Below are 24,726 nucleotides of genomic sequence, written 5' to 3'. Positions count from 1 at the left end.
CCTTGATGACCTCGTTCTCGAGAACCTGCTCGGCCAGCAGCTTCTTCAGCCGGCCGTTCTCGGTCTCAAGCTCCTTCAGGCGCTTGGCATCGGGCACGCTCATGCCGCCGAACTTGCTCCGCCACAGGTAGTACGACGCCTCGCTGAAGCCGTGCTTGCGGCACAGCTCCTTGACCGGCAGTCCGGCCTCGGCCTCGCGCAGGAAGCCGATGATCTGCTCTTCGGAAAAGCGCTTCTTCACGTCCAATCTCCTCGCTTTGGGGAATTGGACTCCAGTTCGCCGTGCTACTCAAAACCGGGGGGACGTCGTGGGTTCCCCGACGCGGCCGGGTGCGGCTTCGATACGGAACTGGTGGGCTTCGATCTTCCATTCCCGCGTCGCCGGGGCGAGCTCCCCGAACGTCTTTGCAGCGAATGCCAGGATCGTAAGCATCGACTCGCTGCCACATACCCTGGCCTCCATCGGCTCGAACCAGCGCTGGATGCTGCCCTGCAGCGGGTTGTACTGGATGTGCTGGTAGTGCGGGCCGTGGGGTTGGAGCTCGAAGCCCCCGGCACCCAGGTGGAAAATCGCATGTCGCCGTCGACGATGGCGGCCGACGGCGGCCAGGTAGTGATCCTGGCCGAGGTCGTTCCAGCTCTCGGAGAAGGTCTGCCAGTCGGACAGCCCGCCGCAACGGAGCAGTAGCGGCTCGGCCAGCGCGGCTTCGACGAACGCGAAGCCGTCGGCCCGGACAGTGGCAGCAACGTCGAGGCAGGATTCGCCGGGCACCGGGCTTATGTCCGTCAGGATTGTCGGAGTGGGAGAGCCCCCGTCAGCCCAGGGGCAGGACGCGGTCGACATTGAGCGCGGCCTGGACCAGAAGCGTCAGCACGCAGGAAAGTGCAGCGAACCAGCTCAGGCTGCGCAGCTTGTCCCGGTTGCTTACGTAGAACAGGCCATGGAGCACGCGGAAGACCAGGAAGACCACCGCGAGCAGCGCGATCCGGTCGTGGGCGACCCCGGCCAATTGGGCAAGTACCACGGCGACCGCAAACGCCGGAAAAGCTTCGAAAGCGTTGAGCTGGGCCGCGTTGGCCCGGATCGACCTGGGGTTGTCCTGCCGGGCGAGCCATTCCCTGGGATTGCGGTTGTCGAAGCGTTTGCCGCTCGACTTCGCCACCACCGTCCAGACGTATGGCAGCAACGCGGCAATCAACACACACCAGTAGGCAGTGGACAGGGTCATCTTCGGGCTCCGGTCGGGATGTGCAAGCCTAGCCGAAAACGAAGACGGCGCCCGCAGGCGCCGTCTCCGGAGAGCGCGGAAGGTTTATTCGCTGATGTTATCGGCGCGGGCCTCGTCGCGGGCGGCGCGGAATGCGTTGCCCTCGTACCAGTTCGGCCAGGTATCGCCGCCGGCGAGCTCCCGGCCGACCGCGTACAGAGCTTCCAGGTCCTGCACGACGCCTTCCATGTTCCAGCCCGGATCGAACTCGTCGCCGGCCTGGTGGTAACGGTTGTCGCGATAATCCATCTGCGCCTGGCGACCACCTTCCACGCCGCCTTCGACCAGGTCCTCGCCGCCCTTCGCATAAAGCGCGGGCACGCCGGCCTTGGCGAAGTTGAAGTGGTCGGAGCGGAAGTAGAAGCCGTCCTGAGGCGTCGCCTCTGCCACGAGGGTGCGTCCCTGGCCGGTGGCGACTTCCGAGAGGATGTCCTCCAGCTCGGAGTTGCCCAGGCCGATCACGGTCATGTCTTTGGAGCGTCCGATAACCGGCATCGCGTCCAGGTTGATCGCCGCCACGGTCTTGTCCAGGTCGATGGTGGGCTGTGCGACGAAGTACTTGGAACCCAGCAAGCCGGACTCCTCCAGTGTCACCGCCAGGAACATCACCGAGCGCTCCGGTGCAGGCTCCTGGGCGGCAAACGCTTCGGCGATTTCGAGGATGCCGGCAACGCCGGTCGCGTTGTCGATCGCGCCGTTGTAGATGCTGTCGGCTGCCGGAGCGTCGCCGCCTTCACCCTCATGGCTGCCGAGGTGGTCCCAGTGCGCGAGGTAGACGATCGTTTCTTCCGGCCGCTCCGTGCCGGGCAGCAGTGCTACCACGTTCTGCGAGGACTTCTCGGTGATGGTGCTCTCCAGGTCCAGCGAGAGCGTGGCGTCCAGCGGAATTGCCTCGAACCCCGGCTTGTTGGCCGCGGTGTACAGCTGGTCGAGGTCGTGGCCGAGGTCGTCCAGCAGGCTGCGCGCGGCGTCGGCGGTGACCCACCCCTCGGCTGGAAGCCGCGGCTGCGGATCGTCGGCTGCCGGCAGCTCGAACTGCGGGCCCGACCAGGAGTTGCGGACCACGTCCCAGCCGTAGGAGGCGCCGGCGTTGTCGTGGATGATCAGTGCCGCGGCGGCGCCCTGCCGGGCCGCCTCCTCGAACTTGTAGGTCCAGCGCCCGTAGTAGGTCATGCGCTGGCCTTCGAACAGTTCCGCATCCTGCGCATGGAAGCCGGGATCGTTGACGAACATGACCACGGTCTTGCCCTTGACGTCGACGCCGGCGTAGTCGTTCCAGCCCAGCTCCGGCGCATTCACGCCGTAGCCGACGAACACCAGCTCGCTGTCTTCGATCTGCACCCGCGGTTCGCCGCTGCGGGTCCCGATGACCATATCGGCGGCGAACTCCAGCTCACGCTCTTCGCCATCGACGTCCAGTTTGATCACGGTGGCGTCGCTGGCGGTCGTCTCCACCATCGGCACGGTCTGGAAGTAGCTGTCGCCATTGCCCGGCTGCAGCCCGAGACGCTTGAACTCGGCCTCGAGGTACTCGGTGGTCTTGTCTTCGCCGATGCTGCCGGGTGCCCGGCCGGCGAACTCGTCGGAGGCGAGCGTTTCCACGTGCCGGGCGAAGTCGGCGACGTTGATGGCGGCGTCGGAATCGGCCGCGGCCGGCGCGGTGGCGGCGGAGTCTGCGGATCCGGCGGGCGGCGACGGCGCGCGGTCGCAGGCGGCGAGGGCGATGGCGGCCGCGACCATGGTCATGGCGGGCAGGAACGGGGTGCGTTTCATGGCGGCTCCATGGATGTCAGACAGCCGATGGTAGCAGCGTCGCTTGCACCCCTCCGCAGTGGCCCGGCTGGGCCGCGTCAGTCCCCGGTGGGCGCCCGGCTGCCGCTGTAGGACACGGCCTCGGCGCCGGTGACCGCGCCGATGGTCGCGGTCTCGTGGACGTACAGTTTCACGTCCCGTTCGAACATCAGCGGCCCATCGACGCGCGCATCCGGACCGATGACCACCCGCGGTTCGCGCTTGCGGCTGAAGCTGATGAACGAGACATTGGGCTTGGAATAGCGGATGCCGCCACGGACGTGCGAATTGATCCCCACGGTCAGGTCACCGTTCACGGTCTCGATGTCGCCGGTCACTTCGGTCGCGACCAGGCCGATCGCGCCGTTCACCGTTTCCACCCCGCCGTCGATGCGCCCACCACGGTCGATGAACACGCTGCCGTTCACGGTCCCGACGTCGTCGCCCATGCGCACGTTGGTGCCGACCTTGATGCCGCCATTGACGGTGGAGAGGCCACCGACCACCGCGTCGTCGGCCACCGTGATGCTTCCGTTCACGGTTTCCGCATCGCCGCTCTGCGCCCCGGTCCCGACCTTGATGCTGCCGTTGACCGTGTCGAGGTCGCCGGCACGGCCGGCATCGTCAACGCGGATGGCGCCGTTGACCTTGCTGATGTCGTCCTGTGCCGCGAACGCCGGCGGGATGGCGGCGAGGGCGATGGCGAGCGCAAGGGTCGAAAGTGCATTGCGATGACGGGTCATGGGTGGTCCTCGGGTTCGGAAGGTGCCGTGCTGGGATGCGGCAAGCAGCGCCGGGGTTTAACCAGGTCCGCGTGCGCCGGCGACCGCTGATCCAGGCCTGCACGGGATAGATGGCGCGCTTCGCTACAATCGTCACCTGCCTGAAGTCACCGGAACCATCGACGTGCCAGCCTCCCCAGTGCCCGCCATCCGCCCCGTCGTCCTGCTCATACTGGATGGTTGGGGGCATCGCGAAGAAGCCGCAGACAATGCACTCGCCCAAGCCACGCTGCCGAACTGGCATGCCCTGCTGGAGGCGGCGCCGCATACCCTGATCCATACCGAAGGCAGGCATGTCGGCCTGCCGGACGGGCAGATGGGCAACTCCGAGGTCGGCCACATGAACCTGGGCGCCGGGCGCGTGGTCTACCAGGACCTCACCCGGATCGACGCCGCCATCGAGGACGGCAGCTTCTTCGCCAACGACGAGCTGCTGGCGGCATGCACCGCCGAACGCGATGGCAACGGCACCCTGCACCTGTTGGGCCTGCTGTCGCCCGGTGGCGTGCACAGCCACGAGGCGCACATCTTCGCGATGATCGAGATGGCCCGCCGCGAAGGCGTGGGGCGCGTCGCGGTGCATGCCTTCCTCGACGGCCGGGACATGCCACCGCGTTCGGCGCGCCAGAGCCTGGAGAAGCTGCAGGCGGCGTGCGAGCGCGCGGGCAACGCACGCATCGCCAGCATTGGCGGGCGCTATTTCGCGATGGACCGCGACAAGCGCTGGGACCGCCTGCGACAGGCCTGGGATGTCGTGGTCGAGGGGCGCGCGGAACATCAGTCCGACGATGCACTGTCCGCGCTGGATGCCGCGTACGCCCGTGGCGAAAACGACGAGTTCGTACTGCCCACCGTCATCGGAGAGCCGCTGCCGATGCAGGACGGCGATGCCGTCGTCTTCATGAACTTCCGGGCCGATCGTGCCCGGCAGCTGACCGCCGCCTTCGTCGACCCCGGTTTCGATGGGTTCCAGGCGCGACGCCCGGCCCTGGCCCGCTTCACCTGCCTCACCGAGTACGACGCACGGCTGCCGGCGCCAGTGGCTTTCGGCCCCGAAGACCTGCGCAACACCCTGGGCGAGGTGCTGGCGTCGCGCAAGCTGCGTCAGCTGCGCATCGCCGAGACCGAAAAGTATGCCCACGTCACCTTCTTCTTCAGCGGCGGACGCGAGGACACCTACGAGGGCGAGACCCGCGTGCTCGTGCCCAGCCCGAAGGTCGCCACCTACGACCTGCAACCCGAGATGAGCTGCCCGGAGGTGACCGGGAAGCTCACCGCGGCCATCCGTTCCGGCGAGGTCGACGTGGCGATCTGCAACATCGCCAACCCGGACATGGTCGGCCACAGCGGCAATATCGAAGCGGCCATCAAGGCCGTCGAGGCGGTCGACGTGGCGATCGGCGCCGTTGCCGGCGCGGTACGCGAGACCGGCGGGGCACTGCTGGTCACGGCAGACCACGGCAATGTCGAGATGATGCGCGACGCCGCCACCGGACAGGCGCATACCTCCCACACGGTGGGCCCGGTGCCGTTCGTCTACGTGGGCCCACGCAAGGCGCTGTTGCGCAGCGGCGGCTCGCTGCGGGACGTTGCCCCGACCGTGCTGGACCTGCTGGGCATTCCGAAGCCGGACGAGATGACCGGACAGAGCCTGCTGCTGGACGAGCCGGCCCGCTGATGCCACGCCGGCGCGCGACACGGCTGCTCGGATTGGGCCTGGTGGCCGCGGGGGCGCTGGTAGCCACCGGTGTGCCGGCCCAGGACACTGGCGACACCGAACGCAAGCTGCGGACCGTCAAGCAGGAGCTGGAGGCAGTGGCAGCGGAGCGACGGGAAGTCGAATCCGAGCGCGGCGCCGCCACCCGCCAGCTGCGCGAGGCGGACGAACGCGTCGCCGCATCGGGGCGGCAGCTGCACGAGACCGAGCAGGCGCTGGAAGCGCTGCAGGAACGCCTGCGGGCACTCGAAACAGAACGCGACGCACTGGAATCGCGCCGCGGCGGCCAGCGCCGGGAGCTGGCGGAGTTGCTGCGCGCCGCCTATGCCCAGGGCGAAGCCGCACCCTTGAAGCTGCTGTTGGCACAGGATCGGGTGGAGGACGCCAACCGCCTGCTGACCTATCACGGCTACCTGCAACGCGAGCGGGTGGAGCGCATCCGGACGCTGTCCGTCGAGCTGGCCAGGCTGGACACGTTGGAGGTCCAGGTCGCTGCCCGTCGCGCCGAACTGGAGGAAGCGCGCGCACGCCAGCGTGCGCAGTTGTCCCAGCACGAGGAAGACCGGGCGGCGCGCAAGGCACTGGTCGCGCGCCTCGACGAGCGGTATCAGGACAGACGCCAGCGCGAGCAGGCGTTGGGGCGGGATGCCCGTGGCCTGGAGCAGGTACTGGAGAGGCTGCGTGCTGCCGCTGCGCGCGCTGCGGCCGAGCGCAAGGCCGCCGCGGAGCGTGCCGAACGTGAGGCGCGGGAGGCGCGCGAAGCTGCTCGAAGGCAGGGCCGGCCAGCGCCTGCGCCAAGGCCCGCCCCCGTCGCCAGCGGGCCGGCAGTGGGCGGAGCCGGCTGGCCGTTGGCGGGCAACCTGATCGCCGGCTACGGCGCCTCCATGCCCGACGGACGCAAGAGCGACGGGCTGCTGATCGGCGCCAAGGCCGGCACGGAGGTCAAGGCGGTCGCTGACGGCACGGTGGTGTACGCCGAATGGATGAGTGGTTTCGGCCTGATCCTGATCGTCGACCACGGCAATGGCTACATGAGCCTCTACGCACACAATGACGCGGTGCTGATGGATGCCGGGGACCCGGTGCGGCGTGGCGATGCCGTGGCCACGGTGGGTACCTCGGGCGGACATGGCCGTCCGGCCCTGTACTTCGAACTGCGCCGCAATGGCAGTCCGGTCGACCCCGCTGGCTGGTTGAAGCGCTGATGGGCTTCAAGCACCGTTGCAACGACAGGGCCTACTGTCGGTGATACCGCGATCTGCGTTTGCCGTGCTGAACCCGCGCCGCTGCGCGTGGTCCAACCTGCACCAACCCGGAGCTTCCATGCACCTTCGCCATCCGCTCGTTGTTCCACTTGCCATCGCCCTCGCACTTGGCGCCGCCCCACTGCAGGCCCAGGAGCAGGCGGGCCAGCAGGACCCGCGCGTCGAGGCGGCCGACGGGCAAGCCGCCGTCGACGCCTCGCGCGTGCCCTTGGACGAAATCCGCCGCTACGTCGCCGTCTACGGCGCGGTGAAGCAGGCCTACGTCGAGCCGGTCGAGGACCGCGAGCTGATGCAGTCGGCGATCCGCGGGCTGCTGCTCGACCTGGATCCCCACAGTGCCTACCTGGAAGGCGACGCCGCGGAGAACTTCGACGAGCAGTCCCGGGGCAACTACGACGGCATCGGCGTCGAGATCGTTCGCCAGCCCGACGGGATGCTGCGCGTCATCTCCCCCATCGATGACACACCGGCCGCCCGGGCGGGCGTCATGGCCGGGGACCTGATCACCGGGATTGACGGTGAGCCGCTCACCGAGACCAATTTCGACAGTTCCGCGCCACTGCGTGGAGCGCCGGGTACCAGTGTCGAGCTGACCATCGTGCGAGACGGCGTCGCCGAACCGCTCACCATCGAAGTGCAGCGTGAAACCATCCGCATCGCCAGCGTCCGCAGCCGCTTGCTGGAGCCGGGCTTCGGCTACGTGCGGATCAGCGCCTTCCAGGCCGACACGGCCGCCGAATTCGAGCGGCAACTGGGCACCCTCGCCGAAGAAGCGGGCGGCGCCCTGGAGGGGCTGGTCATCGACCTGCGCAGCAACCCGGGTGGCCTGCTGAGCTCTGCGGTACAGATCGCCGATGCCCTGCTGGAAGACGGGGGCATCGTGAGCACCCGCGGCCGCATCCCGATCAGCGATGCCGAGTTCCGGGCCACACCCGGAGACCGCCTCGATGGCGCGCCGGTGGTGGTGATGGTAGATGCCGGGTCCGCCAGCGCTTCGGAAGTACTGGCCGGCGCCCTGCGCGACAACGAGCGGGCGCGAGTTGTTGGCAGCCGCACCTTCGGCAAGGGTTCGGTGCAGACGCTGCTGCCGCTCGACAATGGCGATTCGGTCAAGCTCACCACCGCGCGCTATTACACCCCCAGCGGCAAGTCGATCCAGGCGCTGGGCATTACACCCGATCTCGTGTTGCGTCCGGCCGAGGGCGAAGAGGACCTGGCGGAGGCGCGTCCCACCTACACCGAGGCCAGCCTTCCGGGGCACCTGCAGGGCGAGGAAGAGGGCGACCGCCCCGGCGACAATGCCGGGGACGTCCTCAATGGTGACATCCACATCGATGCCGCCCTGGCCGAGCTCAAGCGCATGGCTGCAGGAGCGCGGGCGACGAGCGGCTGACTGCCGATCTCCGGCTCAGAAGCCCCGCCGCTGCCGCATGCGCCGGGCGATGCCGGCGCGCGCGATCAGTGCGAACGCCCCGCCGAAGGCAAATCCTGCGAGGTGTGCCGACCAGGCGACGGCGCCGAATGCCGGGCCGATGAAGGTGAAGACCAGCTGCAGCAGCGCCCAAACGCCGATCAACAGCGCAGCCGGAACCTTCACGAACTGCAGGAACAGGCCCAACGGCACGACCAGCCCGAGCTTCGCCCCCGGGAACAGCGCGAGGTAGGCGCCGATCAAGGCCGACACCGCACCGCTCGCGCCGATGATCAGGCGGTCGGGCGTGGCAATGGCGATCACCGCGGCAAGGTTGGCGACGGCGCCTCCCAACAGGAACAGCAGCAGGAACCGCCATGGGCCCATGGTGCGTTCGGCCGGCAGCCCGAAGATCAGCAGGAACACCAGGTTGCCCAGCAGGTGGGCCCAGTCCGCGTGCAGGAACAGGGCGCTCATCAGGCGGAGCAGGCTGTCGTCGAAGAGTGCCGCGTACCAGTCGGCTGGCGTGGTCAGCCCGCCCGACAGCGCGCCCCATTCCAGCAGGAGGTGCCGTTGAGCGCTCTGCGGCAGCAACGTGGCCCATGTAAAGCAACCCCAGAGAGCGGCGAACATCAGCGGGGTCGCCCAGCGTACGGGCGGTTTCTGGCGGGAAGGAATCGCCACGAACATCATCAGTCCCCGGTGTCTGCAGAAGGCGCCGCCGCCGGCAGCCGGGCCCGCTGAACGGTTCCCGGCGCGCAGGGCGTAATGGCCGCGTTCATTGTTAGCACAAGGTTAATCGTGGCGTTATAGTGCAGACGGCGCCGTATGGCGGCGCGTGGCGCCCCCCGATGCCGCCACCGAGATCAATAAGACTCCAACGGAGATTACACGCATGCAACACGCACACAGCATCACCCGCCTGTCGGCGCTCGCGCTCGGCATCGCTGGTGCATTGGCCATGGGACAGGTCCAGGCTTCCGGCTTCCAGCTCAAGGAGAACAGCGTCAAGGGCCTGGGCAGCGCCTTTGCCGGCGCCGGCGTGAAGACCGGTGACAGCTCGGTGGTGGTGAACAACCCCGCCACGATGACCCAGTTCGAGGGCACGACGGTCCAGGCCGACGCGACCATGATCGACCTGAACTACGAATACACCGGCGACGGCTGGGACGCCCTCGGCCGTCCGCTGACCGGCGGTGACGGCGGCAACGCCGGCGACTTCACCCCGATCCCGGCGTTCTCGGTGGTGCACAAGTTCGACAACGGCACCGCGGTTGGCGCCATGGTCAGCGCGCCGTTCGGCCTGGCCACCAAGTACGACAACGACTGGATGGGCCGCTATTCCGCGGTCGAGTCCGACGTCCGGGTGGTCGAGCTGGCGCTGACCGGTGCCGTCGACATCATTCCCGACCACCTGTCGGTGGGCGTTGGCCTGACGTTCTCCCAGGCGGACGTGACGCTCTCCAAGGCGGTCGACTTCGGTGCGGCCCTTGGCGGCGCCGGCGTTCCCGGCTTCCTGCCGCAAGGTGCCGACGGCTTCGCCGAGATCCAGGGCGACGACACCGGCATGGGTTGGATCGCGGGCGTCAACTTCCGTCCCAACGACAAGCTGAGCATCGGCCTCAACCATCGTTCGGAGGTCAAGTACGACCTGCGCGGCGATGCCGACTGGACCGTGCCCGCCCCGGCGCGCGCCACCTTCGACGCGATCGGCATGGGTCCGCTGTTCCAGGACGGTGGCGCCGGTGCCAAGCTCACCACGCCGGCGATGACCACGGTCGACGTGAACTACCAGTTCACCGATCGCTTCTCGATGGCCGCGACCTACGCCGAGACCAGCTGGGAGTCGCTGCAGGAAGTGCGCGTCGAGTTCGACAACCCGGATCCGGACAGCGTCGAGCCGTTCGAGTGGGACACCACCCGGTTCTCCTCGATCGGCGCCGAATACGTGCTGAACGATGCCTGGACCGTGCGCGCCGGCTATGCGTATGACGAGACCCCGACCACGTATGCGCACCGCACTCCGCGCCTGCCGGACGAGGATCGCCAGTGGTATTCGATCGGCGCGACCTGGAACTTCAGCGACAGCCTGGAGTTCAACATCGCCTACACCCGCCTCGAGCCCGATACCCCGTACATCGGTATCGATGGCAGCAGCTACACGCTGGACGGCGCGTTCGACGGTGGTGCCGACCTGTACGGCGTCTCCGCCCAGTACCGTTTCTGATGCCGCTTTGACCGTGTAAAGAAAAAGCCCCGCTTCGGCGGGGCTTTTTCGTGGGACGGTGCCGGCCCCGCGATCAATCGCCGAGCGTGAGCAACGAGGCGTTGCCGCCCGACGCGGTGGTGTTGATGGTGATGGTCTTTTCGGTGGTGAAGCGCGGCAGGTAGTGCGGGCCACCAGCCTTGGGCCCGGTGCCGGACAATCCCTGCCCGCCGAAGGGCTGCACGCCGACCACGGCACCGATCTGGTTGCGGTTCACGTAGCAGTTGCCGACCTTGATCTTCGCGGCGATCTTCTCGACGGTGGCGTCGATCCGGGAGTGCACACCCAGGGTCAGGCCGTAGCCGGTGCCGTTGATGGCATCGAGCACGCCGTCGAGTTGCCCCGCCTTCCAGCGGATGACGTGCAGCACGGGGCCGAAAACTTCCTTCTCCAACTGGCCGAGCGATGCCAGCGCATATGCGCGGGGAGCGAAGAAGCTGCCGTGGGCGGCGTCTTCGCCCAAATCCACCGTAGCGATCGGCGTTGCCTCGCGATCCATCCGTTCGGCGTGCTTGTGCAGGGTCTCCAGGGCATCTTCGTCGATGACCGGGCCGACGTCGGTGGACAACAGGCCGGGGTCGCCCACCTTGAGCTCCGCCATCGCACCGGCCAGCATCGTGGTGACGCGCTCGGCGATGTCTTCCTGCACGAACAGCACGCGCGCCGCCGAGCATCGCTGTCCGGCCGAGGTGAAGGCAGAGGAGATCGCGTCCTTCACCAGCTGTTCCGGCAGTGCCGAGGAATCCGCGATGAGCGCGTTCTGGCCGCCGGTTTCCGCGATCAGCACGCCGATGGCACCGTCGCGCGATGCGAGCGCCCGGTTGATGGCGCTGGCGGTTTCGTTGGAACCGGTGAACGCCACGCCCGCCACGCGCGGGTCCTTGGTCAGCGCCGCACCCACCACCGCGCCGTCGCCCGGCACGAACTGCAGCACGTCCTCGGGCACGCCCGCCTCGTGCATCAGGCGGGTGGCGACGTAGCCGACCAGGTTGGTCTGCTCGGCGGGCTTGGCGATCACGCTGTTGCCGGCCGCCAGCGCAGCAGCGACCTGCCCGATGTAGATCGCCAGCGGGAAGTTCCACGGGCTGATGCAGACGAACACGCCGCGCCCGGTCAGGTGCAGCACGTTGGTTTCGCCGGTCGGGCCGGGAAGCTCCTCGGGCTTGAAGATCTCGCGCGCCTGGCATGCGTAGTAGCGCAGGAAGTCCACTGCCTCCCGCACTTCGCCCACGCCATCGGGAATGGTCTTGCCGGCGTCCTTGGTGCACATGGCGATGAACTCGCCCATGCGCGACTCCAGCATGTCCGCGGCGCGGTCGAGGATGTCGGCGCGGGTCGACGCGGGCGTCGCATCCCAGCGCGGCTGGGCAGCGACCGCGTTCTGCAGCGCCTTCTCCACGGTATCCGCATCCGCCGGCAGCCAGTGGCCGACGACTTCGCGTCGGTCGGCGGGATTGGTCACCGGGACGCGCTCGCCACCCAGTGTCGCGCCAGGTACCAGGGGCTCGGCATACCAGTTCTTCAGCGACCCGTTGACCGTCTCGGCCAATGCACGCAGTTGGCCGTCGTCGGCGAGGTTGACACCCATGGCGTTGTTCCTGTCGCAAAACTTCATTGAGGTGGCATGGCTGCGGTAGACGTCCACCGGCAACGGAATGCGCGGGTGCTGGATGGTGTCGAAGGCAAGGACGGTATCGACCGGATCGCGCACGAGGTCCTCGACCGCGATGTCCTCGTCGGTGATCCGGTTCACGAAGCTGGAGTTGGCGCCGTTTTCCAGCAGGCGCCGGACCAGGTACGGCAGCAGGTCTTCATGGCTGCCCACCGGCGCATATACCCGGCAGGGCGCGCCGAGCCGGTCGGCGGGCATGACTTCGGCATAGAGGTCATCGCCCATGCCGTGCAGTTTCTGGAACTCGAACGGTCGGCCCGCCGCCATCCGGTGAACGGTGGCGATGGTGTGGGCGTTGTGGGTGGCGAACATCGGATAGATGGCATCGCCGGCATCGAGCATGGCCCGGGCGCAGGCGAGGTACGACACGTCGGTGTTGGCCTTGCGCGTGAAAACCGGGTAGCCGGGGTGGCAGTCGACCTGGGCGCGCTTGATCTCGCTGTCCCAGTAGGCACCCTTCACCAGGCGAACCGGAATGCGCCGCCCGACGCGGCGACCGAGGTCGGCCAGCCACGCGATCACTTCCGGCGCGCGCTTCTGGTAGGCCTGCACCGCCAGTCCACACCCCTCCCAGCCCTCCAGGGCGGGATCGGCATAGGCGCCTGCGAAGACGTCCAGCGAGACCTCCAGGCGATCGGCCTCTTCGGCATCGACGGTGAAGCCGATCCCGCTGGACTTGGCCAGCCGCGCGAGCTCGAGCACGCGCGGGGTCAGCTCCGCCAGCACCCGTTCGCGCTTTGCGTGCTCGTAGCGCGGATGCAGGGCCGAGAGCTTCACCGAGATGCTGGCGCGGCCGAAGATGTCGTCCCCGGGCCGGCCGCCTTCGGCGCCGATCGCGGTGATGGCGTCGCGGTAGGCCTGCATGTAGCGCTGGGCATCGGCGTCCGTCAGCGCGGCTTCGCCGAGCATGTCGTAGGAGTAGCGGTAGTTGGCGTTGCCACCCTTCTTGGCGCGGGCCAGCGCTTCACCGATCGAACGCCCCATCACGAACTGGTGGCCCATGATCTTCATGGCCTGCCGCACCGCCATGCGGATGACCGGTTCGCCCATGCGGCCGGCCAGGCGCTTGAACGCATTGTGCGCATCCCGCTTGGTGTCGTCGGCAAGCTCGACCAGGTGGCCGGTCAGCATCAGGCCCCAGGTGGAAGCGTTCACCAGCACGGAATGCGACTGGCCCATGTGCCGCTTCCAGTCCGCATCGCCGAGCTTGTCCCGGATCAGCTTGTCCGTGGTCTCCTGGTCGGGAATGCGCAGCAGGGCCTCGGCCACGCACATCAACAGCACGCCCTCTTCGCTGCCCAGGTCGTACTGGCGCATGAACGCCTCGATCGCGCCCTGGTCCTCCGCGCGTTCGCGCACCCGCCTGACCAGGTCGGCCGCCGTCGCCTGCGCGGCCGTCCGCTCGGCATCCGGCAGGCGGGCCAGTTCCAGCAGGTGGTGGACATGCTCGGCTTCATCCCTGATCCAGGCCGCGGTGATCGCCGCACGCAGCGGCACCGGCGGCGGGGGCAGGTCGGGCGTGATCAACGAGCGTGCCGGCGGCGCCTCGTTGCGGGAAGAAAGTTCGATGTTCATCAAGGACCGCGGGCACCGCATCTAGGGGCGCATAGTCTAGGGTTAAAACGGTCCCCGGCGGGTGAGTACGCAGGCGTCTGGAAGCCCCGGCGGACGGGGCATTCAGCGTAATGAGCGCCGCGTCACGATGGCTGCGGCGGGGCCGGGGCGGGCGGGGGCGCCCCGCCGGGCACGCCGCGCCCCCCGGGAGGGCTGCGCGCTTGCCGCAGGTGGGCTCGGCGGCTAACATTGGCGCGATATTCCGTATGCGCCGAACTGGCGCCAATGGCCCCGGGGCGGGCTCGCCAGCCACCTCTCGCGGACAACCCTGTACCCCTGCCTGTCGTCAACATGGGGCACAGGAGGGTCGGCGCGTGGAGCAGGAACAACTAACCGCATGATTAACAAGCTGATTCCGGGACTCGAATTGATGAAAGCCGGCCGTTTGAAGCAGTGGGCCACCGGCATCGCCGCCCTGGCGCTGCCCGTTGCCGCCTTCGCCCAGGATGCCGATCCGGTGCGCTGGCAGCTCAACATGAACCGTGGCGTGACGCACCTGTCCAACAACGCCTACGAAGCCCACATGGTGGCGTTGTGGGTATGCGTCGGCATCGGCGTGCTCGTCTTCGGCGCGATGGCCGTGGCGATGTTCAAGTTCCGCAAGTCCAAGGGTGCGGTGCCCGACCGGGAGTTCACCCACAGCACCCGGCTGGAGATCCTGTGGACCGTGATCCCGGTGGTGTTGCTGGTGATCATGGCGGCCCCGGCCACCACCAAGCTGATCAAGATGTACGACACCCGCGATGCCGAGATGACCATCAAGGTCACCGGCTACCAGTGGATGTGGAAGTACGAATACCTGGGCGAGGGCGTCGAGTTCACCAGCCGCATGGACCGCGAGAGCGACCGCATCCGGCAGAGCGGCATCACGCCGAACATGGACGAGCACAACCACTACCTCCTGAACGTCGACAACGAGCTGGTGCTGCCGACGGACACCAAGATCCGCTTCGTCATCACTGCCGACGACGTCATCCACGCCTGGTGGGTCCCGGCGCTTGGCTGGAAGCAGGACGCGATCCCGGGCATCGTCAACGAGGCCTGGACCGACATCTCGGTACCGGGTGTCTATCGCGGCCAGTGCGCCGAGCTGTGTGGCAAGGACCACGGGTTCATGCCGATCGTGGTGCGGGCCCTGCCGCGGGCCGAGTACGACCGCTGGCTCGCGGGACAGAAGGCCGGTGCCGACGCCCCCGTGGCGCAGCAGCCGGCTCCCGTCGACCCAGAACAATCCTCCGATGACACCGAAGCCGCGCCTGCCGTCGCGGTTGCCGGCTGATCCGCGTCGGCCGTCGAAACAAAAATACGTATTCAGAGGTAGGCCATGGCTGCCACGCACCCCGTTGTTGACCACCACGATGCCCACGACCACAAGCAGGGCTTCATCGACCGCTGGTTCTTTTCGACCAACCACAAGGACATCGGTACTCTCTACCTGATCTTCAGCTTCGTGATGTTCATCATCGGCGCGGCGATGTCGGTGGTGATCCGCTCCGAGCTGTTCGTCCCGGGCCTGCAGCTCGTGGACCCGATGTTCTTCAACCAGATGACCACCATGCACGCGCTGGTGATGATCTTCGGTGGCGTGATGCCGGCGTTCGTCGGGCTCGCCAACTGGATGATCCCGCTGCAGATCGGTGCGCCGGACATGGCGCTGCCGCGCATGAACAACTGGTCGTTCTGGATCCTGCCGTTCGCGTTCACCCTGCTGCTGCTGACGCTGTTCCTGCCAGGCGGCGGCCCCGCCGGCGGCTGGACGCTGTACCCGCCGCTCTCGCTGCAGGGTGGCAGCAACGTGGCGTTTACGATCTTCGCCATCCACATGATGGGCGTCAGCTCGATCATGGGCGCGATCAACGTGATCGCCACCGTGCTCAACATGCGCGCCCCCGGCATGGACCTGCTGAAGATGCCGATCTTCTGCTGGACCTGGCTGATCACCGCGTTCCTGCTGATCGCCGTGATGCCGGTGCTGGCCGGCGCGGTGACGATGCTGCTGACCGACAAGTTCTTCGCCACCTCGTTCTTCAACGCGGCCGGCGGCGGCGATCCGGTGATGTACCAGCACATCTTCTGGTTCTTCGGGCACCCCGAGGTCTACATCATGATCCTGCCGGCGTTCGGCATCGTGTCGGAGATCATCCCGACCTTCAGCCGCAAGCCGTTGTTCGGTTACCAGGCCATGGTCTACGCGACCGCGGCCATCGCCTTCCTGTCGTTCATCGTGTGGGCCCACCACATGTTCACGGTCGGCATGCCGTTGGGCGGCGAGCTGTACTTCATGTACGCGACCATGCTGATCTCGATCCCGACCGGCGTGAAGGTGTTCAACTGGGTCACCACGATGTGGCGCGGCTCGTTGACGTTCGAGTCGCCCATGCTCTGGTCGATCGCCTTCGTGCTGCTGTTCACCATCGGCGGATTCTCCGGCCTGATGCTCGCCATCGTGCCTGCCGACTTCCAGTACCACGACACCTACTTCGTGGTGGCGCACTTCCACTACGTGCTGGTGACCGGCGCGCTGTTCGCGATCATCGCCGCCGTCTACTACTGGTGGCCGAAGTGGACCGGCCGCATGTACAACGAGGGGCTGGCGAAGATCCACTTCTGGTGGACCATGATCTTCGTCAACCTGCTGTTCTTCCCGCAGCACTTCCTCGGCCTGGCGGGCATGCCGCGCCGTATCCCGGACTACAACGTGGTGTTCGCCGACTGGAACATGATCAGCTCGATCGGTGCCTTCGGCATGTTCGTCACCCCGTTCATGATGGCGTTCATCCTGTGGCGTTCGAAGAAGGTCGGCGTGGTCGCCGGCGAACGCGCCTGGGAGGGTGCACGTGGCCTGGAATGGACCGTGCCGAGCCCGGCGCCGCACCACACCTTCAGCACGCCGCCGGTGATCCGCGACGGCGACCTGGCCCACGGCGACATCAGCCACTGACGGCCGGACCGACCACGCCATGACTCCTGCCCACGAGCCACGCAGCGACATCGACGCACGCCGCCGGCGCGCCCGTCGTACCGCTGCGTGGATCGCGGCGGTGGCCGTCGGGATCTACGTCGTGTTCATCCTGAGCGGCGTGGTGGCGCAATGAGCGGCGCCGGATCCCCCCGGAAGTCGACCAGCGGCATCGCCAAGATGGTGGTGGTGGCGATCCTGGCGTTCGGCTTCAGCTTCTCGCTGGTGCCGCTGTACCGCATCGCGTGCGAGCAGGTGTTCGGGATCCGGCTGGACAACACTGCCGTCGCGACGCCGGCCGCGGGCGCCGCCGAAGGCGAAGAGCGCTGGGTCACCGTGCAGTTCGACGGCGGCGTCAATTCCAAGCTGCCGTGGGAGTTCCACCCGAACCAGCTCACCATGAGGGTCCAGCCGGGCGAGCAGTACGAAACCACCTACCTGGCACGGAATACCTCCGACCGTGACATCGTCGGTAGCGCGGTCCCGTCGGTCGCACCCGCGAGGGCCTCGGGGTACTTCAGCAAGACCGAGTGCTTCTGCTTCACCGCGCAGACGCTGCTGGCAGGGGAGGCGCGCGACATGCCGGTGCGCTTCATCGTCGACCCGGCGCTGCCAGACGACGTGAACACCATTACCCTGTCCTATACATTCTTCAAGAACGACGCGCTGACGGCGCAGCAGGCAGCCACTGCCCATCCGGTGGCCGCCCATCCCGCCTCCGCTCCCTGAGCCCGCGCGCTCGCCCGCAACCACTGCATTTGGAAACGCCGCCATGGCCCAAGCCCACACGCCAGACGCCAACACCTACTTCGTGCCGCACAGCAGCCGCTGGCCGTTCCTCGGCTCGATCGCGCTGTTCATCACCATGGTGGGCGCCGCCAGCTGGATGAACGACGCCAGCTGGGGCATGTGGACCTTCCTGGTCGGTGCCGCCCTGATGATCGCGGTGCTGTTCGGCTGGTTCGGCGACGTCATCGGCGAGTCCGTGCGCGGCAGCTACAACAACCAGGTCGACGTGTCCTTCCGGATGGGCATGATTTGGTTCATCTTCTCGGAGGTGATGTTCTTCGCCGCGTTCTTCGGCGCACTCTTCTATGCCCGCCAGTACGCGTTGCCGTGGCTGGGCGGCGAGGGCGACGGCGTGGCCACCAACAACCTCCTGTGGGAAGGCTTCAGCGCCGCGTGGCCGACCAATGGCCCGGGCCAGGTCGGCGGCGCCTTCCAGACCATTCCGGCCTGGGGCCTGCCGCTGCTGAACACCCTGATCCTGCTGACGTCCGGCGCCACCGTCACGGCTGCCCACCACGCCATCAAGGCCGGCCACCGCAAGCAGCTGCTCGTGTGGCTCGGCATCACGGTGCTGCTGGGTTGCGTGTTCCTGTTCTTCCAGGCCGAGGAATACATCCACGCCTACCGCGACCTCAACCTGACGCTGGGTTCGGGCATCTATGGATCCACGTTCTTCATGCTGACCGGCTTCCACGGCCTGCACGTGACGCTGGGCACCATCATGCTGGCGGTGATCTGGTTCCGCTGCCTCAAGGGCCATTTCGACCGCGACAACCACTTCGCCTTCGAGGCGGTGGCCTGGTACTGGCACTTCGTTGACGTGGTCTGGCTGGGCCTGTTCCTGTTCGTCTACGTGGTGTAGCGACCAGGCGGCCACGGCCGCCGAGCGCCCCCGCAGGAATACCGGCAACCGCGCACGGCGCGGTTGCCGTGTTTTTCAGGCGCCGACGCCGTGGAACTCGATCCAGCCCATCTTCGCGGCGAGGACCACCAGGACGATCAGCGCGATGGACAACCCGATGCGGCGGGTGAGCGCGTTGACGGTGCGCTTGCTACCGCCCTTGTCGACCAGCATGTAGTAGAGGCCGGCGCCAAGGTTCCAGAGGATCAGAACCAGGAAACCGACGATCAACAGGGTCTTCATCAACATGCTCCAGCAGCGGCCTGCGCCCTCCGGCACGGCGGCCGGTGACTGCGCATTATCGCAGCCCGCGGGGGCGTCCGCATGAGCCGGCGGACAACGCTCGTGCTGGGCTGGACCCTGGCGATCGTGGGGGTCGCGCTGTTTGTCGCGCTGGGCCTGTGGCAATCACGGCGCGCCCTGGAGAAGGAGGCGGTGCTGGCCGAGACGGCATCAACCGTTGCCGGCCGCGCTGCACAGCCATTGTCGGCCGCATCCGATCCGGGCCGGGCCGGCCGCATCGAGTGGGCTGCCGGCCCCGGGGTATTCGTCGACGTCCCGGCGCTGCTGCTGGACAACCAGCAGCGTGGTGGCAGGGTCGGCGTCAGGGCCTATCGGGTTTTCACGCCGGTATCGGGCGGGCCGCTGCTGGTCGACCTGGGTTGGCTGCCTCTGCCGCCGGACCGGGAGATGCCGGCGATCGCGCGTCCAGAAGGGGAGGTCACCCTCTCGGGCCTGCTGGCCCCGCCCCCGTCCGCAGGCATCCCGATGGGCGAAGGCATACATCGCAAGGACACCCACTGGTTGCTCACGCGCGTCGACGCCCCGGCGATCACCCGGGCCATCCGAATCGAAGGCGAGCTCGCGCCGCGGGTGCTGCGGCTGGACCCGGCGCTGCCGATGGGCTACGACCGCGACCTCGAGGTACTGGCAAACACCCTGCCCCCCGAGAAGCATCGCGGTTACGCGCTGCAGTGGTTCGGGCTGGCCTTGACCGCACTGGTGATCGCCCTGGTGCTCACCTTCCGCCGGCCAGGCGGACCCTCCAAGCGGAGCATTCCATGAACGCAGACCACCAGGACGGGCAGCGCCCCGTCGACCCCCGCGCCCGCGGGCGCAACCGGACGATGCTGGTCGCCGTTGCCGTGCTGTTCTTCGGTAGCCTGCTGCTCGCCGGTGTCCTGCGCTTCTCGGGATGGCAGCCGGAGGGCCGGAAGAACAACGGCGAGCTGCTCGAACCGCCGGTGGACCTGCGGGAGCAGGTGCCGGTACTTGTGGACGGCGGCGAGTACGACTGGAATCCCGGCGAGCGGACCTGGCGGATCGCGGTGGCCCCTCCTGCCCAATGCGGGGACGAGTGCGCACGCCTGGCGAATGATCTCGACAAGGTGTGGCAGCTGTTCGGTGCCAAGGCCGATCGCGTCCATGTGCTGTGGATCTGCGCCGACGAGGGTTGCATGCCGCCCTCGGGGGCGCCGCAGCCGGCGACGCTGCAGCAGGTTCGGCCGGACACCCGCCTGCGCGACGCGCTGCCCGGGGTCGATGACCCCTCCGGGGTGCCGGTCTACGTGATCGATCCCAACGGGTTCGTCATCCTCCGCTATGCGCCCGGGTTCGATCCCGTCGGCCTGCGCGAGGACGTGGCCCGGCTGCTCAAGCTGATTTGAGGTGCGCCCCGGAGGCAACAGGGGCCGCCACGACCACACCAACCGGACCGAGATGAGCAACGACCCGAACCCACAACCTGCATCCCCGGCCTCGACGGCAAGGCCTGGCGTTGCCGTCGGCGCGGCCCGGCGACCGCCACGCAACTTCCATCGCCTGGCGTGGCTGGCGGTCGTGCTCGCGCTCGGGGTGATCGTCTTTGGCGCGTTCGTGAGACTGTCCCACGCAGGGCTGAGCTGCCCTGACTGGCCGACCTGCTACGGGCAGGCCGCCTGGCCGACCGAGCCCCACCACGGGGCCGACCACGCCGCCACTGCGATCCGGCCGGTGGAGGTCCACAAGGCCTGGCGTGAACAGTTCCATCGCATGATCGCCGGCGCACTGGGCGTCATCACCCTGGTACTTGCGCTATGGGCGGCACGCCGTCGCCGCTTCGGCCTGGCGCAGGTGGCGGGGGCTTCCGCGCTCGTCGCCCTGGCCATTCCGCTCTACATGGGTGGCTGGTACGTCACCGCCTCAATGCTCGCCCTGACAGCGGAAGCGATCCTGCTATGGGCTGCCTGGCGCTGGAGCAATGCTGACCTGTCGCGTGCCGCGGCGTTGACCCTGGCCGTGATCATCTTCCAGGCGCTGCTCGGCATGTGGACGGTGACCTGGCTGCTCAAGCCGATCGTGGTCATGGCCCACCTCATGGGCGGCTTGCTGACCCTGTCGCTGCTGCTGTGGATGGCCTGGCGCGCCACCAACCTGCCGATCCGCCTGGCTGACGCCCCGCGCCTGCGGAAGCTGCTCATCGCCGGACTGGTCCTGCTGGGCGTGCAGATCGCGCTGGGTGGCTGGACCAGCGCCAACTACGCGGCACTCGCCTGCGGTACCGATTTCCCGACCTGCGTGGGGCGATGGTGGCCGCCGACGGACTTCCGCGAAGGCTTCGTGCTGTGGCGTGGGATCGGCGTGGACTACGAAGGCGGGATCCTGGACGGCGCCTCGCGCATCGCGATCCAGATGGCACACCGGATGATGGCGGTGGTGGTGTTCGTCTACCTGCTCTGGCTGGCCATCAAGCTGGCGCGTATGCCGGGCGTGCGCGGCTGGGCAAGCCTGCTGGGTGCACTGACGCTGGTACAGGTGGCCCTGGGCATCGCCAACGTGAAGCTGGCCCTGCCGCTGTGGACGGCGGTGATGCATAACGCGGGTGCGGTGGCGCTGCTGTTCGTGCTGGTGTCCCTGCTGGCCCGCCTGCGCAATCCGGAGTCCTGATGGAGCCGACCCTGCGTCCGACGCTGCGGCAGTACTGGAGCCTGACCAAACCCCGGGTGGTCGCGTTGATCGTGTTCACCGCCGCGATCGGCATGTTCCTCGCCGTGCCCGGGCTGCCGCCGTTGCAGGAGTCGGTGCTGGGCTTCATCGGCATCTGGCTCGCGGCCGCGTCCGCTGCAGCAATCAACCAGTTGCTCGATGCCCGTATCGACGCCCGGATGGCACGCACTTCGTGGCGGCCCATTGTCGCGGGGCAGGTAAGCCCGCGGCAGGCACTCGTATTCGCGCTGGCGTTGGCGGCGCTGTCGATGACGATCCTGGTGCTGTGGGTGAACGTGCTGACCGCGCTGCTCACCTTCGCGTCGCTGATCGGGTATGCGGTGATTTACACCGTTTTCCTGAAGCGGGCGACGCCGCAGAACATCGTCATCGGCGGCATCGCCGGCGCAGCTCCTCCCGCATTGGGCTGGGCCGCCATCACCGGCACGCTCGACCCGCATGCCCTGCTGCTGGTGCTGATCATCTTCGTCTGGACGCCGCCGCACTTCTGGGCGCTGGCGATCTTCCGGCGGGAGGACTACCGCAAGGCCATGGTCCCGATGCTCCCGGTGACCCACGGGGTCGAGTACACCCGCTGGCAGATCCTGTTTTACACGGTGCTGTTGGTCGCGGTGACGGTACTGCCGTGGGCGACCGGCATGAGCGGGTTGTTCTACCTCGGCGGCGCCCTCGTCCTGGGGCTGGTGTTCCTGTACTACGCATGGCGGCTCATGGATCCGCCCGACGAGCTGTACGCGATGGAGGTCTTCCGCTACTCGATCGTGTACCTGATGGCGCTGTTCGCCTTCCTGCTGGTCGACCACTGGCTGCTGCCCTACATGCAGCCCTCACCGGTGATGGAACTGCAGCGGATCGGGTGATCCTGCCAACCGTCCGACGCGGCTACTGCAGCAGCGTCGTCGCGCTCGAAGGGCTGGCGGAGAGCGTGGCGCTCAGGGTCGGATCGCTGGGATAGCCTTCGCCGTTGAACTGCAGGGCGACGCTGCCCGGGGCGCCGCCATCGTCGATTCCCACGATGAGGTCCTGCCAGCCACTGCTGCGCTTGCCGGTGGCCGCAATCGGTGCGCGGGTGTGGTCGGCCCGGGTGACCAGCCGATAGCTGCCGTCCGCTTCTCCATGGAACACAAGCAGCGGGCAGCCACCAGCACTGCACCACGCCGGATCGTCCAGCAGCATCAGGACGTCCTCGGTGCCATCGGCATCAAGGTCGACCCACGCTTCGCGATACTCCGGCACGCCGGCGCCGCCTTCGGACTCCACAAACTCCGCCAGGGCCGCGCGGGCGCTGGTTACAGGGTCGGGACGCTCCAAGGGAGCCGGCTGCGGGTCACGGATGGCGCTGGACTGGGCGGCACCGTCCTGGTGCTGGCAGGCGGCCAGCAGCAGGCAGCCGGCGGTGACTCCGGCCAGCATCAAAGCCCGGTTGAGGGGCGTCGCGTGGATCGGGCGGGGCAGGGTAGGGGGGTTCATCGGCATGCTCCATCGGACGCCGTTACGCTAGCGCCGATGCCGTCACGGCCTGGTGTATTCGAGGAGCGCCCTGTTCAGGCCAGGCGGGCCATCAGCAGGCCACGCAGCTCCGTCTTGTCCTCGTCGTCCAGACCGGCTTCGCGCTGCTTGGCCTGCAGTTCGTCGATGCGTTGCTGCAGGGTCTGCCGGTCGAGTTGGGCGATGACGTCGAGCAGTTCGCGCCGCCAGTGGATTTCGTCACCGGGCAGGGAAGACACCGCCAGCTTCTGCAGGGCCGCCTGTTCCTCGCGCCCCGAGAAGTGTTCGATCAGCGAGCCGGTACTGATGTCCGGCCGTTCGTAGATCACCTGCAACAGGTCGACCAGCAGGTCGACGCCGGGCTGGCGCAGCGCGGCGAACCGGAAGGGCGGCTCCAGTTCCAGCGCGAGCGACGGCTGCTGCAACAACAGCGAGATCGCACCGCGCACGAGGCTGCGCTTGGGCGCGGGGGTGCCATGGCCGGCGGCGCGCGCACGCTGGACCGGCACGTGAGTTTCAGCGGTGCTGGCGCGGGCACCGACTCCGGTCAGCTCGGTGAGCCGCTGGCGCATCAGGTCGGCGAAAGCGCCGTCGGGAATCTGCGCCAGCAGCGGCTTGGCGCGCTCGGCCAGCCGTCCCTTGCCCTCGAGCGTCCCGAGGTTGACGTCGGCACCGAGCGAATCGAACAGGAACCGCGAGAGCGGCGTGGCGTTCTGCAGGCGCCGGTCGAAACCCTCGGCGCCCTCGGTGCGTACGATCGAGTCGGGGTCCTCGCCTTCGGGCAGGAACAGGAAGAACGCCTGGCGGCCATCCTTCATCCGGGGCAACACCGACTCCACCGCCTTCCACGCGGCAGCGCGCCCGGCGCGGTCGCCGTCGAAACAGAAGTAGACGTCGGGTGCGTTGCGGAACAGCAGCTCGGCATGGTCCGGCGTGGTGGCCGTGCCCAGCGTCGCCACGGCAGTGTCCACGCCATGCTGGAACAGCGCGACCACGTCCATGTAACCCTCGACCACGATCAGCCGCGGGATCCTGTTGTGGGCCTGCCGGACCTGCCACAGGCCGTACAGCTCCCGGCCCTTGTGGAACAGCGCGGTCTCGGGGGAGTTCAGGTATTTGGGGCCGGGATCGCGGCCGTCGGCGGGCGCGGCGATGATGCGGCCACCGAAGGCGATCGGGCGGCCGCGGCGGTCGTGGATCGGGAACATCACCCGGCCACGGAACTTGTCGTACACCCGGCCGCTGTCGTTCTTCGAGAACATCCCGGCGCGCTCCAGCAACTGCATGCGGCGCGGGTCGGTCCCCAGCGCATCGCGCAGCGCGTTGAACCCGTCCGGTGCATAGCCGATGCCGAAGCGGGTCCGGGTGGCGGCATCGACCCCGCGTTCGTCCAGGTAGCCGCGCGCGGCTTCGCTGGCTGCCAGTTGCTGACGGAAGAAGCGCTCCGCCTCCTGCACGATGTCGTACAGCGCCTGGCTGTCGGGATTGCTGTTCTGCTGCCGGGTATCGCGCGGCACCTCCATCCCGGTGCGCCGCGCGAGCTCCTCGACCGCGTCGAGGAACTCCAGGCGGTCGTACTCCATCAGGAACTTCAGCGCAGTGCCGTGGGCGCCACAGCCGAAGCAGTGGTAGAACTGCTTGGTCGGCGACACGGTGAAGCTGGGCGAGCGCTCGTCGTGGAACGGACACCGCGCGGAATATTCCTTGCCCTGCCGCTTCAACGGAACGCGCGCGCCGATCAGCTCGACGATGTCGGCGCGGGCGAGGAGGTCGTCGATGAAAGCGTCGGGAATACGGGCCATGCGTCGTGCCGCCAGG

General features: G+C 67.9%; 23 protein-coding genes. 13 read left to right on the top strand and 10 right to left on the bottom strand.

Annotation, left to right across the window (positions count from 1 at the left end; genetic code table 11):
* The 5 genes from B5D37_RS11220 to B5D37_RS11200 all read right to left on the bottom strand — a co-directional run.
* Positions 1-241 (bottom strand): transposase (locus B5D37_RS11220; RefSeq protein WP_143814279.1); only part of this gene is annotated, 241 nt, incomplete at its 3' end.
* Between the two features lie 48 nt (positions 242-289).
* Positions 290-772, bottom strand: coding sequence for a 2OG-Fe dioxygenase family protein (locus B5D37_RS11215; protein WP_159447388.1), 483 nt, complete (start codon positions 770-772; stop codon positions 290-292).
* Positions 773-815: 43 nt separating this feature from the next.
* Positions 816-1,229 carry an MAPEG family protein gene (locus B5D37_RS11210; protein ID WP_078758821.1) on the bottom strand — a complete coding sequence of 138 codons (414 nt, stop codon included), beginning with the start codon at positions 1,227-1,229 and terminating at the stop codon, positions 816-818.
* A gap of 84 nt (positions 1,230-1,313) precedes the next feature.
* Positions 1,314-3,041, bottom strand: a complete 1,728-nt coding sequence (locus B5D37_RS11205) for a M28 family metallopeptidase (protein WP_078758820.1) — start codon at positions 3,039-3,041, stop codon at positions 1,314-1,316.
* Positions 3,042-3,118: 77 nt separating this feature from the next.
* Positions 3,119-3,802, bottom strand: a complete 684-nt coding sequence (locus B5D37_RS11200; RefSeq protein ID WP_078758819.1) for a DUF4097 family beta strand repeat-containing protein — start codon at positions 3,800-3,802, stop codon at positions 3,119-3,121.
* Positions 3,803-3,965: 163 nt separating this feature from the next.
* Here B5D37_RS11200 and gpmI point away from each other — a divergent pair, with 163 nt between their 5' ends.
* From gpmI to B5D37_RS11185, 3 genes are all read left to right on the top strand, one after another.
* Positions 3,966-5,519 carry a 2,3-bisphosphoglycerate-independent phosphoglycerate mutase gene (gene gpmI / locus B5D37_RS11195; RefSeq protein ID WP_078758818.1) on the top strand — a complete coding sequence of 518 codons (1,554 nt, stop codon included), beginning with the start codon at positions 3,966-3,968 and terminating at the stop codon, positions 5,517-5,519.
* Positions 5,519-6,763, top strand: coding sequence for a murein hydrolase activator EnvC family protein (locus B5D37_RS11190; RefSeq protein ID WP_078758817.1), 1,245 nt, complete (start codon positions 5,519-5,521; stop codon positions 6,761-6,763). The genes gpmI and B5D37_RS11190 overlap by 1 nt, the downstream gene beginning before the upstream one ends.
* 118 nt (positions 6,764-6,881) lie before the next feature.
* Positions 6,882-8,216, top strand: a complete 1,335-nt coding sequence (locus B5D37_RS11185; protein WP_078758816.1) for a S41 family peptidase — start codon at positions 6,882-6,884, stop codon at positions 8,214-8,216.
* A 15-nt stretch (positions 8,217-8,231) separates the two neighbouring features.
* Here the strand turns inward: B5D37_RS11185 and B5D37_RS11180 are convergent, their stop codons facing one another.
* A complete protein-coding gene (locus tag B5D37_RS11180; RefSeq protein WP_078758832.1) occupies positions 8,232-8,924 on the bottom strand; it encodes a rhomboid family intramembrane serine protease in 693 nt (230 codons plus the stop codon).
* A 205-nt stretch (positions 8,925-9,129) separates the two neighbouring features.
* Here B5D37_RS11180 and B5D37_RS11175 point away from each other — a divergent pair, with 205 nt between their 5' ends.
* Positions 9,130-10,461, top strand: a complete 1,332-nt coding sequence (locus B5D37_RS11175; RefSeq protein WP_078758815.1) for an OmpP1/FadL family transporter — start codon at positions 9,130-9,132, stop codon at positions 10,459-10,461.
* Positions 10,462-10,534: 73 nt separating this feature from the next.
* Here B5D37_RS11175 and putA read toward each other — a convergent pair whose 3' ends face one another.
* Positions 10,535-13,747, bottom strand: a complete 3,213-nt coding sequence (putA, locus tag B5D37_RS11170) for a bifunctional proline dehydrogenase/L-glutamate gamma-semialdehyde dehydrogenase PutA (protein ID WP_078758814.1) — start codon at positions 13,745-13,747, stop codon at positions 10,535-10,537.
* Between the two features lie 409 nt (positions 13,748-14,156).
* Here putA and coxB point away from each other — a divergent pair, with 409 nt between their 5' ends.
* The 5 genes from coxB to B5D37_RS11150 are packed head-to-tail and all read left to right on the top strand — an operon-like array spanning position 14,157 to position 18,396.
* Positions 14,157-15,065 carry a cytochrome c oxidase subunit II gene (gene coxB, locus B5D37_RS11165; RefSeq protein ID WP_078758813.1) on the top strand — a complete coding sequence of 303 codons (909 nt, stop codon included), beginning with the start codon at positions 14,157-14,159 and terminating at the stop codon, positions 15,063-15,065.
* Between the two features lie 45 nt (positions 15,066-15,110).
* The gene (gene ctaD, locus B5D37_RS11160) at positions 15,111-16,727 is read left to right on the top strand and encodes a cytochrome c oxidase subunit I (protein WP_078758812.1); all 1,617 of its coding nucleotides are present in this window, start codon (positions 15,111-15,113) and stop codon (positions 16,725-16,727) included.
* A gap of 19 nt (positions 16,728-16,746) precedes the next feature.
* Positions 16,747-16,881, top strand: a complete 135-nt coding sequence (locus B5D37_RS15160; RefSeq protein WP_268776110.1) for a hypothetical protein — start codon at positions 16,747-16,749, stop codon at positions 16,879-16,881.
* The gene (locus tag B5D37_RS11155; RefSeq protein ID WP_078758811.1) at positions 16,878-17,474 is read left to right on the top strand and encodes a cytochrome c oxidase assembly protein; all 597 of its coding nucleotides are present in this window, start codon (positions 16,878-16,880) and stop codon (positions 17,472-17,474) included. The genes B5D37_RS15160 and B5D37_RS11155 overlap by 4 nt, the downstream gene beginning before the upstream one ends.
* Before the next feature lie 43 nt (positions 17,475-17,517).
* Entirely contained in the window at positions 17,518-18,396 is an 879-nt protein-coding gene (locus B5D37_RS11150; protein WP_078758810.1) for a cytochrome c oxidase subunit 3, read from the top strand.
* Between the two features lie 75 nt (positions 18,397-18,471).
* On the opposite strand, the gene B5D37_RS11145 is transcribed toward B5D37_RS11150, so the two are convergent.
* Positions 18,472-18,678 (bottom strand): twin transmembrane helix small protein, encoded by a 207-nt coding sequence (locus B5D37_RS11145; RefSeq protein WP_234987850.1) that lies wholly within the window; start codon positions 18,676-18,678, stop codon positions 18,472-18,474.
* A gap of 81 nt (positions 18,679-18,759) precedes the next feature.
* Here B5D37_RS11145 and B5D37_RS11140 point away from each other — a divergent pair, with 81 nt between their 5' ends.
* From B5D37_RS11140 to B5D37_RS11125, 4 genes are read left to right on the top strand one after another with little or no spacing between them, the layout of a single operon-like run.
* Complete coding sequence (locus B5D37_RS11140; RefSeq protein WP_078758809.1) at positions 18,760-19,500, top strand: SURF1 family protein; 741 nt, start codon at positions 18,760-18,762, stop codon at positions 19,498-19,500.
* Positions 19,497-20,102, top strand: coding sequence for a hypothetical protein (locus B5D37_RS11135; RefSeq protein ID WP_078758808.1), 606 nt, complete (start codon positions 19,497-19,499; stop codon positions 20,100-20,102). The genes B5D37_RS11140 and B5D37_RS11135 overlap by 4 nt, the downstream gene beginning before the upstream one ends.
* A 52-nt stretch (positions 20,103-20,154) precedes the next feature.
* Positions 20,155-21,360 (top strand): COX15/CtaA family protein, encoded by a 1,206-nt coding sequence (locus B5D37_RS11130; RefSeq protein WP_078758830.1) that lies wholly within the window; start codon positions 20,155-20,157, stop codon positions 21,358-21,360.
* Positions 21,360-22,280 (top strand): heme o synthase, encoded by a 921-nt coding sequence (locus B5D37_RS11125; RefSeq protein ID WP_078758807.1) that lies wholly within the window; start codon positions 21,360-21,362, stop codon positions 22,278-22,280. The genes B5D37_RS11130 and B5D37_RS11125 overlap by 1 nt, the downstream gene beginning before the upstream one ends.
* 22 nt (positions 22,281-22,302) lie before the next feature.
* Here the strand turns inward: B5D37_RS11125 and B5D37_RS11120 are convergent, their stop codons facing one another.
* Both B5D37_RS11120 and dnaG read right to left on the bottom strand, forming a co-directional pair.
* A complete protein-coding gene (locus B5D37_RS11120; protein ID WP_143814278.1) occupies positions 22,303-22,890 on the bottom strand; it encodes a hypothetical protein in 588 nt (195 codons plus the stop codon).
* A gap of 74 nt (positions 22,891-22,964) precedes the next feature.
* Positions 22,965-24,710: a DNA primase gene (gene dnaG, locus B5D37_RS11115; protein WP_078758805.1), complete on the bottom strand. Its 1,746-nt coding sequence runs from the start codon at positions 24,708-24,710 to the stop codon at positions 22,965-22,967.
* Between the last annotated feature and the right edge of the window lie 16 nt (positions 24,711-24,726).

This window comes from Lysobacter spongiicola DSM 21749 (assembly GCF_900167055.1).
In the GTDB taxonomy this organism is placed as follows: Bacteria; Pseudomonadota; Gammaproteobacteria; order Xanthomonadales; family Xanthomonadaceae; genus Novilysobacter; species Novilysobacter spongiicola.
Note: the sequence above shows the minus strand (reverse complement) of the source record. Positions and strands in the feature narration are given on the sequence as shown.